The sequence below is a fragment of the Pseudonocardia yuanmonensis genome, from assembly GCF_039542425.1.
Taxonomy (GTDB): Bacteria; Actinomycetota; Actinomycetes; order Mycobacteriales; family Pseudonocardiaceae; genus Pseudonocardia; species Pseudonocardia yuanmonensis.
The window spans coordinates 181676-195987 of sequence record NZ_BAABIC010000004.1; the positions used below are offsets into that span (position 1 = coordinate 181676).

Consider the following 14312-nt stretch of genomic DNA (forward strand, 5'->3'; position numbering starts at 1 on the left):
CGGCCGGGCCCCACTTCGGGAACCATGGGAAATCGAACCGTCAGACGGTCGGACGGTTCGGGGGGCTGACGGTTCGATCTCCGACGGTTGCGCGGAAGCCACCCCGGCGGGCCGGCGGCACCGCGAGGTTCGCCCGAAGGTGCGTCGTGAGCCCTACTTCGGCCCGGCCGGCGTCTCGGCCCGGCGGACGAGGCCGGGCGGGGTCGTGCCGGAGTCCCCGGCCTCCCCGCCGCTCGACACCCCGCTCGGGGCCCCGCCCGACGCGCCGCTGCTCGCAGCACCGGCGACGGACTCGCCGACCGACCCTCCCGGGCCCGCGTCGATCGAGTTGCCCCCGCTGTCCTGTGCGGCACCGTGGGCGCCCGGTCCGCCGGGACCGGCTCCCCGGCCGCCGGCGGCCCCTGCGCCACCCCCGATCCCGTGCGCCGCCACCTCGTGCCCCGACACCGGAGCCCCCGCCGCATCCGCGGCGGAGACGCCGGCGACCGCCGAGAGGGCCGCGCCGGCCACGCCCGCGGCGTGCTCCCCCGGCGCCGACCAGGTGGGGCCTTGTTCCGGGGTGCGGGCGGTCGTGGCGTCGGACGAGTGCGTCTCGCTCGCGGCCAGGGCGAGGCCGCCCGTCGCGGTGCCCACCACGGCGAGGGCGGCGGCCAGGGACTTGGCCGCCACCGCGCCCGAGGCGGTGACCGTCGCCCGGCGCAGCCGCCACCGGCCCCGGGGCGTCGCGGCGGAGGCGAAGGCGGCCAGGGCGTCGCGCTCGCCCCGGAGCTCGGCGGGGGTGCCGGGGGCGGCGGCCGCGTCGAGCAGACGGCGGAGGTCGCGGGGGCCGCCGTCGCCGTCGAGCAGGCGGTCGACGTCCGCGATCGCCATCCAGGTGGTCGGGGCGGCGTCGGCACCCCGGACCGTGCAGTGCTCACACATCGGCGGCCCCTCTCCGCTCGCCGGATCCGTGGCGCCCGGGTCCGTGGTGCCCGACGCCCACGCCGTCGGAGTCCGCCCGCAGCCGCTCGGCGAGCCGCCGGAGCCCGCGGTGCGCGGCGACCCGGACGGCGCCGGGCCGCTTGCCCAGGACCTCGGCGGCGGTGGGCGCATCGAGCCCGATCACCGCGCGCAGCAGCACCGCCTCCGCCTCGGTGCGCGGCAGGGCCAGGATCTGGTCCAGCGCCCAGCGGGTGGCGAGCCCGTCGAGCACCGCGCCGTCGGTCTGCCGGAGGTCGGCGAGCGCCACCAGGTCCGCCGGCTCCGCGGGGTCGGCGGGGCGGCGGGTGCGGGCCCGCGCCGAGTCCATCGCCCGGTTGCGGCAGATCGTGGTGACCCACCCGCGGAAGCCGTCGAGGTCGCCGGAGAAGCGTCGCAGGTCCTTCGCGACGTGCAGCCACGTCTCGGCGGTGACGTCCTCGGCGTCGGCGCCGACCAGTGCGGTGGCGTACCGCAGCAGGCGTGGTTGCAGGTCGCGGTAGAGCGCGACGAAGGCCCACTCGTCCCCCGCCCGGGCCGCGCCCAGCGCGTCCTCGAGCAGGGTCTGGTCACGGGCCGCGGCCACGGGCGCCGCGGTCGGGCTGGCGAGGGCGGGCACTCCACCTCCAGGTCGTTCGATGACGGGCCGGACGTCGGGGGGCGTCTCCGTCCGGCCCGCCACGCCCTCAGCGCCGCGCCCCGCACGGTCGTTACAACCCGTGGCAGTGATCGGGGAGATTGCTCCGACTGCGCCGATCCCGGGCCCTGATCGGGCGAGCCCCGCGGGCGAACGGACCCGCTCGGTGGTGGGGGGACCTTCGGCCCTCGCGGCCCGGACCTTCGGGGCGGGGTGCAGGGGTTGCGCGAGCCGTTAGCGTCGGACCGGTCGAGGACGAGGAGGGCCCGTGACCATCTCGGTGTTCCTGTTGGACGACCACGAGATCGTCCGTCGCGGTATCGCCCAGCTGCTCGAGACCGAGGACGACATCGAGGTCGTGGGCGAGGCCGGCACCGCCGCGCAGGCCCTGGCCCGCATCCCGGCCACCCGGCCGGACGTGGCGATCCTCGACGTCCGGCTGCCCGACGGCGAGGGCATCAGCGTCTGCCGCGACATCCGCTCGACGCTCGACCCGCCGCCGGCCTGCCTGATGCTCACCTCGTACTCGGACGACGAGGCCCTCTTCGGCGCGATCATGGCCGGTGCCGCGGGCTACCTGCTCAAGCAGGTCGCCGGTACCGACCTGATCGGCGCCGTGCGCACCGTGGCGGCGGGCGGCTCGCTGCTCGACCCCAAGGCCACCGCCCTGGTCCTCGAACGGCTCCGGCACGGCTCCGAGCCCGACGACCCCCGCTACGAGGGCCTCTCCCCGCAGGAGCGGCGGATCCTCGACCTCATCGCCGACGGCCTCACCAACCGGCAGATCGGCGCCGAGCTCTACCTCGCCGAGAAGACCGTGAAGAACTACGTCTCCTCGCTGCTGCACAAGCTCGGCTTCTCCCGGCGCACCGAGGCCGCCGTCTACGCCACCGAACGCCGCCGCCGCGCCCGCTGACGCCGGCGGCGGTCGCGATCGTCAGCCGGCGTGGTCGATCGGCACCCGCCAGGTCACCCGGGTGCCACCGCCGGGCCGCCGGCGCACCTCCAGCGTGCCGCCGAGCTCCTCGGCCCGGTCGGCGAGGTTGTGCAGCCCGCTGCGCGCGACGTCGTCCGGCATGCCCGTGCCGTCGTCGACGATCTGGACGACGAGGTCGGCCCCCGCCTCCACGGTGACCGTGACGGTGCGGCCGCCCGAGTGCCGCACGGCGTTGCTCGTGCCCTCCCGCACCGCAGCCAGCAGGTGCGGCACGAGGTCGTCCGGCACGAGGGTGTCGACGGGGCCGGAGGTGCGGATCGAGGGCGTCAGGGCCGACCCGTCGACGATCTCGTCGACCGTGTCGAGCAGCCGCCGCCGGACGCTCCCGCCGCCGCGGTCCGTGCCGTGCAGGTCGAAGATCGAGGTCCGGATCTCGCGGACGGTCTCGTCGAGCTCGTCGACGGCCTGGCTGATCCGCTCCTGGACGTCCGGGCGCACCGCGCGCCGCAGCGTGCTCTGCAGCTTCAGCCCCGTGGCGAACAGGCGCTGGATGACGTGGTCGTGCAGGTCGCGCGCGATGCGGTCGCGGTCGGCCAGCACGTCGAGCTGCCGCTGCGCCCGCGACTTCTCCGCGATCTCCAACGCCAGCGCCGCCTGCTCGGCGAACGAGGTCACCAGCGGCACCTCGTTGGAGCGGTACGGCTCGCCGCCGGTCCGCCGCAGCGCGACCAGCACCCCGATCACCCGCTCCCCCGACCGCATCGGCACCGCGACGGACGGTCCGAGATCGGCCGGCACCGAACCGGCGTGGTCGAGGAAGGCCACCGGCGACCCCGCCAGGACCGGGCTGCGGCTCTCGGCGACCTCGTCGAGGTCCGCGCCCGCCCGGATCCCGGTCTCGGGCAGGCCGAGCGGCCGCCCGGCGCTGCCGCCCAGCGCATAGCGGCCGTCCTCGTCCGGCCCGAGCAGCACCACCGCCGCGGTCGAGGCGGTCAGCTCCAGGGTCCGCACGGCGACGAGCCGGAGCACCTCCTCGTCCGACGCGCCCGCGAGCACCTCGCCCCGCACCTCCCCCAGCGCCTCCAGCCAGTGCTGCCGCTGCCGGCCCTGCTCGAACAGGTCGGCGTTCTGCACCGCGATCCCGGCGGCCGCCGCGAGGGCGTGCAGGACGACCTCGTCGTCCGCGGTGAACTCGCCGCCGCCGACCTTCTCGGTCAGGTAGAGGTTGCCGTAGACCGAGTCCCGGACCCGGACCGGGACACCGAGGAAGCTGTGCATCGGCGGGTGGTTCGCCGGGAAGCCGACGGACGACGGGTGCGCGGTCAGGTCGGCGAGCCGCAGCGAATGCGGCTCCAGGATCAGCTGGCCGAGCAGGCCCTTCCCGGTGGGCGGCGGGCCCAGCGTCTCGCGCACCCCCGGGTGCAGGCCGACGTCGATGAACCGCGAGATGGACCCGTCCGGGGCCAGCACGCCGAGTGCGCCGTACCGGGCGTCGACCAGGTCCACGGCGGACTGCACGATCCGGCGCAGCGTCGCCTCCAGCTCGAGCCCGGCCGCGACGGCGAGCACGGCGTCGAGCAGGCTCTGCATCCGGTCCCGGGCGGCGACGATCTGCCCGAGGCGCTCCTGCACCTCGCCGAGCAGCTCGTCGAGCCGCAGCCCGGCGAGCACCTCCGAGACCGCCGGGCCCTCGTCGGGCCCGTGATCCGGCCGCGTCATCGGCCCTCCCGTCGCTCGTCCGCGGGACACGGTGTCACTCGCCGCGCGATCACGACAAGCCCGCCGCGGCCCGCCGCCACGGGCCGAACACCCCGCCCACTGGGGACCTTCGACGCTAGTGTCCGGGGTCCCGCCGCTCGCACGCTGTGCACGGGTCCGACCGGGGACCCGCGGGACCTCGGACGGCGAGCGCTGATGATCGAGACGGGTTCGCTCGGGCTGACCGAGGGGCAGCTGCGGGACGCCGTCGGGGCGGCCGCCCGCGCACCCTCGCTGCACAACACGCAGCCCTGGTGTTTCCGCCTGAGCGCCGACGGGATCGAGCTGCACGCCGACACGTCCCGGCAGCTCGCGATCGCGGACCCGAGCGGGCGCGAGCTGCGGATCGCGTGCGGCGCGGCGCTGTACAACCTCCGGCTGGCCCTCGTCGGCCACGGGGTGCGCCCGCTCGTCACGCTGATGCCCGATCCGGGGCGCCCGGATCTCGTGGCCACGGTCCGGCGCGGCGGGGTGCGCCCGCCGACGCCCGAGCAGCGCAGGCTGCTCGAGGCCGTCCCGCGGCGCCGCACCAACCGGCGGCCCTTCACCGACGCCGAGGTGCCCACGCCCGCGCGGCACGCCCTGCGCCGGGCGGCGCTCGACGAGGGCGCCTGGCTGGACCTCGTCAGCGACCCGGCACAGCGGGCCGAGCTGGGCGCGATGGCCCGGCAGGCGCACGAGCGGCAGATGGCCGACCCCGAGTTCGTCGCCGAGCTGGAGCGCTGGACCGGGCAGGACGACGGGCGCGTCGACGGCGTCCCGGCCGCGGCCGGCGGGCCGCTGCCCCGGCCGAACGCGACCTGGGTGCTGCGCGACTTCAGCGGCGGTACCGGGCACACCGCGGACGGCGTGGAGGCCGAGCCGCTGGTCGCGGTGCTCAGCGCGTACGCCGACGGCCCGCGCGAGGAGGTCCGGGCCGGCCAGGCCATGGAACGCGTGCTGCTCACCGCGACCGTGCACGGGCTCGCGGTGTCCTTCCTCTCCCAGCTCGTGGAGGTCCCGGACGTCCGGGAGAGCATGCGACGGCTGATCAGCGGCATCCGGCCGCCCCAGGTCGTACTGCGCATCGGGCAGGGCTGGCCGGTCCCGGCGACGCCCCGCCGGCCCCTGGCCGAGCTCCTGCTGCCCGGGAGCGACCACCCGGACTGACCGACGGCGTCGTCGTGCCCGTCAGCCGGCGCCGTTCCACCAGAACTCGAGCACCGCGACGGTGCTGCCCCGCGCGCCGTCGACGACGTCCCGGAACCGGTCCGGCAGGCGCGCCCGGAGCGCCGCAGGGTCCGCGGGGGCCGCGACGACGGCGGTGTGCAGCCCGAGCAGGGCGGCGGTCAGCCGCAGCGCCTCGACGGCCTGCCCGGTGCGCAGGTCCGCGTGCGGCACCCGGCCCGCCGCGCCGACCAGCACGAACTCCGGCTCCGGCGGGTGACCCCGGTCCGGCTCCTCGTCGTCGAGCGGGTCGGGCCAGGTGGGGCCGAGCTCGTCGCCCGGGACCACCGGGTGGTCGATCCCGCGCAGCCATGCGCTCTCGGTCTCGGCGGCGCGCCGCAGCACCGACCGGGCCGCGGCCCCACGCGGACCGGTCGGCGGGTGCGGCCTGGCCCGGTCCCGGAGCGCGGCGTACAGCGCCCGCTCCACCGGCCGCGGTGCACACGCCTCGCCGGGCCGCACGACGGCGAGCAGGCCCTCCTCCACCGGGTGCGTGACCTGCGGGCGGCGGCCCTGCGCAGCCACCGCGAGCCGGATGGCGCGCAGGCCCGCGCCCGCGGCGACCCGGGTGACCCGGGCCGGCGGCTCCTCGGCGCGCGACCAGCGCCGGACCACCGACCGGACGGCGACGCCGTCGTCGACGGCCGTGACGAACCAGGGCGCCGACCCCTCCGGCGCCGCGGCCGACCGGGCCGCGTCGACGAGCGGGGCGATCCGCAGCGCCATGGGCGCCGCCTGCGCCGCTTCCGGGGTGGCCACCGGGTGTGCGGACATGGCGCCGAGTCTTCGCACCCGCCACCGGCCGTCGCGAGAGGCGAAGGTCCCCGGTGGCCGGGAGCCCGGGCGTCGCGGTCGGGCCGCGTTCGGGCCGTCGGCCCCTGCCGCCCGCGGTCCCGGTGCGCGACGCTCGGGCCGAGGACCGGACCGAGGAGCGACCATGACCCAGCAGCGGCACGAGCGCCCGGCCCCACCGGAGACCCTCGACGACGACCCGCCGGTCCGCGCGGTGATGACGCACCGGCTCGTCGGCGTCGACCCCGCGACACCCCTGCCCACCGCGCTGCGGCTGATGGTGGCCGGGAACGTCCGGCACCTGCCCGTGGTCCGCGAGGGGCGCTGTGTCGGGATGGTGGCCGAGGTCGACCTGCTGCGCGGGCTCGCGGCCCGCCGCGGCCCGTTCGGCGCGGCGACGCTGCTGGTCGCGGACGTCCTGCGGCCCGTCGTCGCGGTCCCGCCGGACACCCCGCTGCACGAGATCGCCGCCCGCATGGACGACGAGCGCACGGACGCCCTGCTCGTCGTGGAGGGCGGTCGGCCGGTCGGCCTCGTCACGGCGACGGACCTGGTCCACGCCCTCGCCGGCCGGGTCCGGTGAGCAGGGCGGCACCCCGCGCGCGGCGGTACCGTGACGCCGCTGTACCGGCTCCCGCCGTGACCACCGAGGAGGACGACGTGGACGTCGAGGCGACCCGCGACGGGGGCGGCTGGACCAAGGAGGCGCCCGCCCGCTGGGACGCGGCGAAGGCCGAGGCGTTCGGCGAACTCCCGACCACGCTGTTCGGCCTCGGCTCGCCCGCGGACGGCGACGCGCTCGCCGACGAGTGGTGGCGCGCCGAGGACGAGCGCGGCGTGATCGGCTACGGCCGGCTCGACGACTCGTGGGGGGACGCCGAGATCCTGATCGTCGTGCACCCCGACCGGCGCGGTGAGGGCCTGGGCGCCGTGATCCTCGACCGGCTCGAGCGCGAGGCGGCGCAGCGGCACCTCAACTACGTCTACAACGTGGTGCCGATGACGCACCCGGACCGCGAGGAGATCTCCGGCTGGTTGAAGGCCCACGGGTTCGAGGAGAAGGCCGACGGCGAGCTGCGCAAGCGGGTCCCCCGCGCGCAGGTGAACTGACGGCGGGGGTGCCGGGCCGGGCACCCCCGCGTCGGCTCAGCCGGGCCGCCCGGACGCGCCGAGCCGGTGCAGCCGCAGCGCCAGCTGGATCTCCAGCGCCCGGTCGGGCTCCTGCCAGCCGTCGCCCAGCAGCGCCCCGATCCGCTCGAGCCGCTGCGCGACCGTGTTGACGTGCACGTGCAGCGCGGCCGCCGCGCGGCTCGGGCTGGCCCCGGCCGCGTAGTAGCACTCGAGCGTGCGCAGCAGCTCGCTGCCGCGCCGGGCGTCGTGCTCGGCGACCGGGCCGAGCACCCCCGCCACGTAGCCGGCGACGTCCGGCCGGTCGCCGAGCAGCAGCCCCGCGAAGCCCAGGTCGGGTGCCGCGGCCGCCTCGCCGGCGCGGCCGAGCGCGAGCAGCGCCACGGCCGACCGGCGCGCCTCCGCCAGCGCCCCGGCCAGCCCGGCCGCGGGCTGCACCGGGCCGGCCGCGCCGACCGTGACGGCGCCGTCGGGTTCCTCCGCGGTCGCCGGGCGGGCCAGCGGCTCGGCCACGGCCGCGGGGTCGGAACCGGGCAGCAGCGCGAAGACCGCGCCCTCGTGCTCGGCGACGAGCCCGGCCCGCCCGCCGGCCGCCGCGGCGTCCCGCAGCACGGCCCGTCGCCGGCCGGGTGCGCAACGGCAGACCAGCAGGACGTGCGGGCGGCGCGCGGCCACCCCCAGCTCGCCGAGCCGGGTGAGCACCGCGGGCCGCGGGCGGTCGGCCGCCGCGAGCAGCTCGGCGAGCACCTCGGCCCGTTCCCGCCGGTCCGCCTCGGCCTCGCGCTGCCGGAACAACAGCACCAGCGCCGTGACCATCGCGGCCCGCTCGACGGTGCGGACCTGGCCCGCGCCGAGCTCGGGCACGCCGCCGAGGAGGACCGTGCCGAGCCGCTGCCCGGCCGCGACCACCGCCACGGCCCACGTCCCCTCGGCGCGGGCTCCCCCGGCCCGGGTTCCCTCGACACCGGTCCCCTCGGCCCGGGCGAGCCGGCCCGGCGCCTCGTCCGCGGCGCGGATCGCGGCGGACCAGCAGCCGGGACCGGGCACCTCGCCGAAGCGGGCGGCGGCCGCGCCGTCCGGATCGAGGACGACCACCCACGCACCGAGCAGGCGGCCGAGGGCCTCGGCCAGGTCGGCGACGTCACCGCCCTCGAGGACCACCCCCGCGAAGCGGTCGTGCGCCGCGGCCGCCTCGGCGATCGCGGCGTGCGCCGTGCGCAGCGCGTCGAGGGCCGCGGCGGTGTCGGCGAGCTGGCGGGCCTGCACCAGCGAGACGGCCGCGAGGGCGGCGAGCGAGCCGAGCAGTGCCACCTCCTCCGGCGCGAACGGCCGGGCGGTGCGGTTGGCGGCGAACAGCACCCCGACGAACTCGGCGTCGACCAGCAGCGGAACCCCGCAGATCGCGACCAGGCCCTCCTCGCCCACCGCGGCGTCGATCTCCTCGGTGTGCCGATAGCGCTCGTCGCTGCCGTAGTTGCCGGTCCAGTGCGGCGTCCGGGTCGCGGCGACGAGCCCGCCGAGCCCGGCGCCGAGGGGCAGCCGCAGCGCCTGGAACCGCGGCGACACCGAGCCCGCCGTGGCGCGCATGTAGGTGTCGCCGCGGTCGGCGTCGTAGAGGGTCAGGTAGGCGAGGTCCGTGCCCAGCAGGGCCCGGGCCCGGCGGACGATCGCGTCGAGCACCCCGCCGGTGTCGGACTGGGAGGTGAGCTCCCGGGCGGTCTCCACCAGTGCCGCGAGCTCGGTCTCGCGGCGGCGGCCGGCGTCCATCGCCGACCGGATGCGCAGGACCAGCGCGCCCGCCTCGGGCTCGGAGCCCGCGAGCTCCGTCGCGGCCCGCTCCAGCTCGCCGGCCGGACCGGTGCCGTCGGCGCGGTCGAGCCGGTCGGCGAGCAGGCGGAGCAGGTCGAGGACGGTGCGCGCCACCCGCGCATCCTGCACGGTGAGCGCGCCCGGGGGCAGCGCCAGGGCCACCGGGGCGCCCGTCAGTTCCGGGCCGGGGCGGTCCCGTCCGGCATGGCCTTCGTGCTGCCGAAGCCGTCGTCGGCGGCGAGGTCGCGGTTGCGGGTCTCCCGGTAGGAGGCGACGGCGATCAGCGTGATCAGCGAGCTGGCCGCGACGTAGGCGGCGATCGCGTAACCCGTGCCGAACGACGCGAGCAGCGCCACCGAGATCAGCGGCGCGAGGCCACCGGCCGCGACCGACGCGAGCTGGTAGCCGATCGACACGCCCGAGTATCGGACGCCGGTGCCGAACAGCTCCGACAGGAACGCGGCCTGCGGCCCGTACATGGCGCCGTGGAAGATCAGTCCGCCGACGACGGCGAGCACCGTGAGCCCGAAGCTCTGCGTGTCGAGCAGCGCGAAGAACGCGAACGCCCAGGCGCCGACGCCGACCGCGCCGAGCAGGTACACCGGCCGTCGGCCGATCCGGTCCGACACCAGGCCCCACAGCGGGATCGTGACGACGTGCACCGCGGCACCGATCAGGACCGCGCCGAGCACGAAGGACGACGGCAGGCCGAAGCGCTCCTTCATGTACGTCGAGACGACGATGGTGAAGATGTAGTACGAGACGTTCTCGGCGAACCGGGCGCCCATCGCCGTGAGGACCTCGCGCGGGTAGCGGCGCAGCACCTCGAGGATCGGCGGGGTCTGGGCCTGGCCCGCCGCGGCGCGCTCGGCGGCCTTCGCCTGCGCGTCCCGGAAGACCGGCGACTCCTCGACCGACAGCCGCACGTAGAGCCCGATGAGCACCAGCACTGCGGAGAGCAGGAACGGGATCCGCCAGCCCCAGGAGTTGAAGGCCTCCTCGGACTGCACCACCGCGAGCAGCGCGAGCAGGCCGTTGGCCAGCAGCTGACCGGCCGGGGCCCCCGCCTGCGGCCAGCTCGCCCAGAAACCGCGGCGCCGGGCGTCGCCGTGCTCGGACACGATCAGGACGGCGCCTCCCCACTCGCCGCCGAGCGCGAAGCCCTGGATCAGCCGCAGCAGCACCAGGATCGCCGGCGCCGCGACGCCGATCGTCGCGTAGCCCGGCAGCAGGCCGATCGCGAAGGTCGACAGCCCCATCATCAGCAGGCTCACGACCAGCAGCTTCTTGCGGCCCAGCTTGTCGCCGTAGTGGCCGAACACGAGGCCGCCGAGGGGGCGCGCCACGAAGCCGATCGCGAAGGTGCCGAACGACAGCAGCGTGCCGGCGACCGGGTCCGCCGCCGGGAAGAAGACCTGCGGCAGCACGATGGCGGCGGCCACGCCGTAGAGGAAGAAGTCGTACCACTCGACCGTCGTGCCCAGCATGGAGGCGGCGACGACCTTGATCAACGAGGTGCGCGGCGGGGTTCCCGCGGGGCCGCGGCTCGACGGCTGTGTCATGGTCGGTGACGGTAGTGCCGCCGCACCCCTGCCGAGTATGTGGCGACACCACACCGTCGTCCGGTTTCGGTGTGGTCGACTCCCGCTGTCAGGGCCCGGGGTCGCGGTTCCCGGCGGCGTCGGGGCGGACCACGGCGACCGGTGCGTTCGCGTGCTGCAGCAGCGCCCGGCCCGTCGAGCCGAGCAGCGCCCGGCCGACCCGGCCGCGCCCGGTCGAGCCGACGACGACGAGGCGTGCGGTGTCCGACCAGGCGACCAGCGCGCGAGCGGGCGGCCCGTGCACCAGCTCCCGCGACACCGGGACACCGGGGTACTTGCCGGTCCAGCCCGCGAGCCGCTCGGCGAGGACCTCGCGCTCGTGCTGCTCCAGCTCGGCGAGCCCCGCGAGCGCGTCGGCCTCCTCGAGGTGCTCGAGCCAGGCGTGCACGGCGACCACGGGGGCGGACCAGGCGTCGGCCTCGGCGAAGGCGAAGGCCAGGGCCGTCTCGCCCGCCGGCGACCCGTCGACGCCCACGACCACCGGGCGGGTGCGATCGGCCCGGGTCAGCGCGGCGTCGGGCAGCACCGGGCCGCGCACCACGACCAGCGGGCACTCCGCCCGCCGCGCCAGTGCCGCCCCGACCGAGCCCACCAGCAGCGCGGCGAACCCGCCGACGCCCCGGGTCCCGACCACCAGCAGCCGGGCCCCGGCCGACTCGTGCAGCAGCACCTCGGTCGGGTCGCCCTCGACCACCGCCTGCTCCACGGCCAGCTCCGGGACCACCGCGCGGACGCGGTGCGCGGCGTTCCACAGCTGGTGGTGGGCGTGCGACCACAGCAGCGAGGCCGCCTCGGGGTTCGACGCCGGCGGCATCCGGTAGGCGCGCACGAGCCGCAGCACGCAGCGGTGCCGGGCCGCCTCGGCCGCCGCCCAGCGCGCCGCCCCGATCGCCAGGTCGGAGCCGTCGATCCCGGCGACCACGGTGCCCTGCACGGTCATGGGCGACCCTCCGCGGGCTCCGCCTCCGGCCGCACCACGACCACCGGGCAGGCGGCGTGGTGGAGGACGGCCTGGCTCACGGAGCCGAGCAGCGCACCGGCGATCGGGCCCCGGCCCCGCGAGCCGACGACGAGCAGCCCGGCCCCCGCGGAGCGCGCCACGAGCTCGCGCGCGGCGCCGTCGACCACGATCACGGCGCGCACGTCGACGCCCGGGTACTTCCCGGACCAGCCGGCCAGCCGACCCTCGAGCGCCTTCTCCTGCTCCGCCTGCACGGCGCTCCGGTCGAGCAGGGGCACGAGGAACGGATCGAGCACGGCCTCGCTCCACGCGTGCACCACGACGAGCGGCACCGACCGGCGCGCCGCCTCCTCGAACGCGACGCCCAGCGCGGCGTCGTCCTCGCTCCCGCCCGGCTCGTCCCCGCCGTTGACGCCCACCACGACGGGGCCGTCGGGCGCCGGGGTGCCGCGCACGACCGCCACCGGGCACGCCGCGTGCCGCGCGACGGCGAGCGCGACCGACCCGAGCAGCAGGCCGGTGAAACCGCCGCGGCCGCGCGTGCCGAGCACGAGCAGCGCCGCCCGCTCGGCCTCGGCGCGCAGCACGACCTGGGGCTCGCCCCCGCGGACCTCGCGCTCGATCTCCAGGCCGGGGGCCACTTCGCGGGCCGCTCCGGCCGCGGCCTCGAGGTGCTCCTCGGCGGCGCGTGCGCCGGCCTGCCGCTGGTACTCCTGCCCGAGCGCGGGCAGGCCGGGCGGTCGGAAGGTCGTCCAGCCGACGGCCGCGACGAGCCGGAGCCGCGTGTCGCGGCGCACCGCCTCCGCCGCCGCCCACCGCGTGGCGTCGAGCGCGGTCCCGGAGCCGTCGACGCCGGCGACCACCGCTCCACCGGGCTCGTTCGTCATCGCCCCTCCCCCGGACGCCCCGCTCGTGACGGCGGGCGTCCCCGCACACGGTGGCCCGGGGCCGGCTGCCGCCGCTGCGGCTCTCCGGCCCGGGGGAAGGGGACGAAGGACCCCGCCGCCGGCGCGCGTCCGGTGGACGCGCCGTCAGCCGACGGGCGTGCCGCGCCGGGGCCGCCAGCCGCGGCCGGTCTCGTCCGGGACGAGGGGGCGCCCGCAGCCGCACCGGGAGTGCGCGGACTCCCAGCTGCGCGCCTGGGCGGGGTGGTTGACCCGGACCGTGGCGCCGCAGGCGGGGCACTCCCCGACCCAGATCGCCTCGATGAGGCCCGACTCGTACCGCAGGTCTTTCCGGTGCACGACACCCTCCTCGGTTCGCCCCGGACGTCTAGCGCGCAGCGGGGTGCCGGCGCCAGGGTCCTTCGGCCTTTCCTGGTCCTCAGCCGGTGAGAGCCGGGACGCGGGCGCCGGGGGCGGGAGCGTCGTCGGCGGTCGCGGAGTCGTCGGCCGTCACGGAGTCGAGCAGGGCGAGGACCCGGCCGGGCAGCACGGGCCTGCGGTCCTCCACGCCGGCGACGGCCAGCTCCACCCCGACGGTCGCGGCACGGTACCGGGCGTGCCGGAGGACGTCGAGGCCCCGGCAGTCGAAGGAGCGGACGTCGCGCAGGTCCACGACCAGCCGCGACCCGCCCCCGCCCGCCGCCGCGCCGCCGACGAGCGCGGACGAGTCCCGCAGCAGGTCGTCGAGCAGGCGCAGCAACCGCGCCCCGTTGCCCGCGTCGAGGTCGCCGGCGACGCGCACGAGCACGGTCCCGGCACCGGGCACCTCGACGGAGAGCTGGACGGGAAGCGCCGGGGCCATGGGTTCGCTCCTTCCCCGCCCTTCCGGGCGAGGGTCGGCGTGGGGGTGGACGCAGCGTCCGTCGCGGGACGCGCCCGTCAGTACCCGCGGAGGTCCCGGGCGAGGGGGACCAAGGTCCCGGTTGCGGGCAACCGAACCCGTACGTACCGGACCGTCAACCGGTGGAGGCCCGGCCCGTCCAGCGGGGCTCGACCTCGGCCCACTCCCGCTCCCACTCGGCCGCGCGCAGCCGCGCGACCCCGGCGAACGCGAGCCGCCCGAGGCCCGCCAGCGTGAGCCCGGCGAGCAGCAGCAGCGTGGCACCCGACGTCACGGCCACGAACGTGACCTCCGACCCGGCGAGCGGGGCGCGGACCAGCTGCCCGTCGTCCGTCGCCCAGGCCTCGACCTCGTCGCCGACCTGCTTCGGCGCGGTGACCTCCGTGCGGCCGGTGCGCTCGAGCCCGTCGGGCCCGATCCAGCGGACGTCGGCGGGGATCCGGCTGCCGGCCTCGGGGACGACGGGGACGTCCTCGGCCAGGACGGCGGTGACCGGTGTGCGCTCGCGCGCCTCGGCCGCGGCGCGGGCGGAGAGGTCGCCGTGGATGTCGAGCCCGACGACGAGGGCCGCGCCCAGGGCGACGATCGCCAGCGCACAGACCACCCACGCGGCGAGGTCCGCGAGGCGGTCCGAGCGCCGCCGGGGCGGCCGGTCCCGGCGCGGCGGTGCGGGCATGGCGACAGCCTCGGGAAGACGCCGGGCGCCGGGCAGGGCCGAAGGTCCGCAGGTGTCCCGACGTG

The 14312-nt window shown here is 77.6% G+C and carries 15 protein-coding genes; 4 read left to right on the plus strand and 11 right to left on the minus strand.

The window, feature by feature from the left end:
- Positions 1-153: 153 nt before the first annotated feature.
- A complete protein-coding gene (locus ABD990_RS07440; RefSeq protein ID WP_345379284.1) occupies positions 154-921 on the minus strand; it encodes a hypothetical protein in 768 nt (255 codons plus the stop codon).
- Positions 914-1576, minus strand: a complete 663-nt coding sequence (locus tag ABD990_RS07445; RefSeq protein ID WP_345379285.1) for an RNA polymerase sigma factor — start codon at positions 1574-1576, stop codon at positions 914-916. Before ABD990_RS07445 ends, ABD990_RS07440 begins: the two co-directional genes overlap by 8 nt.
- Positions 1577-1862: 286 nt before the next feature.
- On the opposite strand from ABD990_RS07445, the gene ABD990_RS07450 reads away from it, so the two are divergent.
- Positions 1863-2510 (plus strand): response regulator, encoded by a 648-nt coding sequence (locus ABD990_RS07450; RefSeq protein WP_345379286.1) that lies wholly within the window; start codon positions 1863-1865, stop codon positions 2508-2510.
- A 21-nt stretch (positions 2511-2531) separates the two neighbouring features.
- Here ABD990_RS07450 and ABD990_RS07455 read toward each other — a convergent pair whose 3' ends face one another.
- The gene (locus tag ABD990_RS07455; RefSeq protein WP_345379287.1) at positions 2532-4250 is read right to left on the minus strand and encodes a sensor histidine kinase; all 1719 of its coding nucleotides are present in this window, start codon (positions 4248-4250) and stop codon (positions 2532-2534) included.
- A gap of 195 nt (positions 4251-4445) precedes the next feature.
- Here ABD990_RS07455 and ABD990_RS07460 point away from each other — a divergent pair, with 195 nt between their 5' ends.
- Positions 4446-5438 (plus strand): Acg family FMN-binding oxidoreductase, encoded by a 993-nt coding sequence (locus ABD990_RS07460; RefSeq protein ID WP_345379289.1) that lies wholly within the window; start codon positions 4446-4448, stop codon positions 5436-5438.
- 21 nt (positions 5439-5459) lie between these two features.
- Here the strand turns inward: ABD990_RS07460 and ABD990_RS07465 are convergent, their stop codons facing one another.
- Complete coding sequence (locus tag ABD990_RS07465) at positions 5460-6269, minus strand: nitroreductase family protein (RefSeq protein ID WP_345379290.1); 810 nt, start codon at positions 6267-6269, stop codon at positions 5460-5462.
- Between the two features lie 163 nt (positions 6270-6432).
- Between ABD990_RS07465 and ABD990_RS07470 the strand changes: the two genes are divergently transcribed.
- On the plus strand, positions 6433-6870 hold the full coding sequence (locus ABD990_RS07470; RefSeq protein WP_345379291.1) for a CBS domain-containing protein: 438 nt from the start codon (positions 6433-6435) through the stop codon (positions 6868-6870).
- Positions 6871-6926: 56 nt separating this feature from the next.
- Complete coding sequence (locus tag ABD990_RS07475) at positions 6927-7397, plus strand: GNAT family N-acetyltransferase (RefSeq protein ID WP_345379292.1); 471 nt, start codon at positions 6927-6929, stop codon at positions 7395-7397.
- 36 nt (positions 7398-7433) lie between these two features.
- On the opposite strand, the gene ABD990_RS07480 is transcribed toward ABD990_RS07475, so the two are convergent.
- The 7 genes from ABD990_RS07480 to ABD990_RS07510 all read right to left on the minus strand — a co-directional run bounded on the left by ABD990_RS07480 (position 7434) and on the right by ABD990_RS07510 (position 14247).
- Positions 7434-9338: a helix-turn-helix domain-containing protein gene (locus ABD990_RS07480; RefSeq protein ID WP_345379293.1), complete on the minus strand. Its 1905-nt coding sequence runs from the start codon at positions 9336-9338 to the stop codon at positions 7434-7436.
- A gap of 59 nt (positions 9339-9397) precedes the next feature.
- A complete protein-coding gene (locus ABD990_RS07485; RefSeq protein WP_345379294.1) occupies positions 9398-10786 on the minus strand; it encodes an MFS transporter in 1389 nt (462 codons plus the stop codon).
- Between the two features lie 88 nt (positions 10787-10874).
- Positions 10875-11765 (minus strand): universal stress protein, encoded by an 891-nt coding sequence (locus ABD990_RS07490; RefSeq protein WP_345379295.1) that lies wholly within the window; start codon positions 11763-11765, stop codon positions 10875-10877.
- A complete protein-coding gene (locus ABD990_RS07495) occupies positions 11762-12673 on the minus strand; it encodes a universal stress protein (RefSeq protein ID WP_345379296.1) in 912 nt (303 codons plus the stop codon). The genes ABD990_RS07490 and ABD990_RS07495 overlap by 4 nt, the downstream gene beginning before the upstream one ends.
- A gap of 144 nt (positions 12674-12817) precedes the next feature.
- On the minus strand, positions 12818-13030 hold the full coding sequence (locus tag ABD990_RS07500) for a hypothetical protein (protein ID WP_345379297.1): 213 nt from the start codon (positions 13028-13030) through the stop codon (positions 12818-12820).
- 79 nt (positions 13031-13109) lie between these two features.
- The gene (locus ABD990_RS07505; RefSeq protein WP_345379298.1) at positions 13110-13532 is read right to left on the minus strand and encodes an STAS domain-containing protein; all 423 of its coding nucleotides are present in this window, start codon (positions 13530-13532) and stop codon (positions 13110-13112) included.
- 154 nt (positions 13533-13686) lie between these two features.
- Positions 13687-14247 (minus strand): Rv1733c family protein, encoded by a 561-nt coding sequence (locus ABD990_RS07510; protein WP_345379299.1) that lies wholly within the window; start codon positions 14245-14247, stop codon positions 13687-13689.
- Positions 14248-14312: the final 65 nt, after the last annotated feature.

Bases quoted from the DNA above. Each gene is read 5' to 3' on its own strand.
- ABD990_RS07460 (WP_345379289.1), top strand. From the start codon at position 4,446: ATGATCGAGACGGGTTCGCTCGGGCTGACCGAGGGGCAGCTGCGGGAC.
- ABD990_RS07465 (WP_345379290.1), bottom strand. From the start codon at position 6,269: ATGTCCGCACACCCGGTGGCCACCCCGGAAGCGGCGCAGGCGGCGCCC.
- ABD990_RS07470 (WP_345379291.1), top strand. From the start codon at position 6,433: ATGACCCAGCAGCGGCACGAGCGCCCGGCCCCACCGGAGACCCTCGAC.
- ABD990_RS07455 (WP_345379287.1), bottom strand. From the start codon at position 4,250: ATGACGCGGCCGGATCACGGGCCCGACGAGGGCCCGGCGGTCTCGGAG.
- ABD990_RS07485 (WP_345379294.1), bottom strand. From the start codon at position 10,786: ATGACACAGCCGTCGAGCCGCGGCCCCGCGGGAACCCCGCCGCGCACC.
- ABD990_RS07495 (WP_345379296.1), bottom strand. From the start codon at position 12,673: ATGACGAACGAGCCCGGTGGAGCGGTGGTCGCCGGCGTCGACGGCTCC.
- ABD990_RS07490 (WP_345379295.1), bottom strand. From the start codon at position 11,765: ATGACCGTGCAGGGCACCGTGGTCGCCGGGATCGACGGCTCCGACCTG.
- ABD990_RS07510 (WP_345379299.1), bottom strand. From the start codon at position 14,247: ATGCCCGCACCGCCGCGCCGGGACCGGCCGCCCCGGCGGCGCTCGGAC.
- ABD990_RS07505 (WP_345379298.1), bottom strand. From the start codon at position 13,532: ATGGCCCCGGCGCTTCCCGTCCAGCTCTCCGTCGAGGTGCCCGGTGCC.
- ABD990_RS07440 (WP_345379284.1), bottom strand. From the start codon at position 921: ATGTGTGAGCACTGCACGGTCCGGGGTGCCGACGCCGCCCCGACCACC.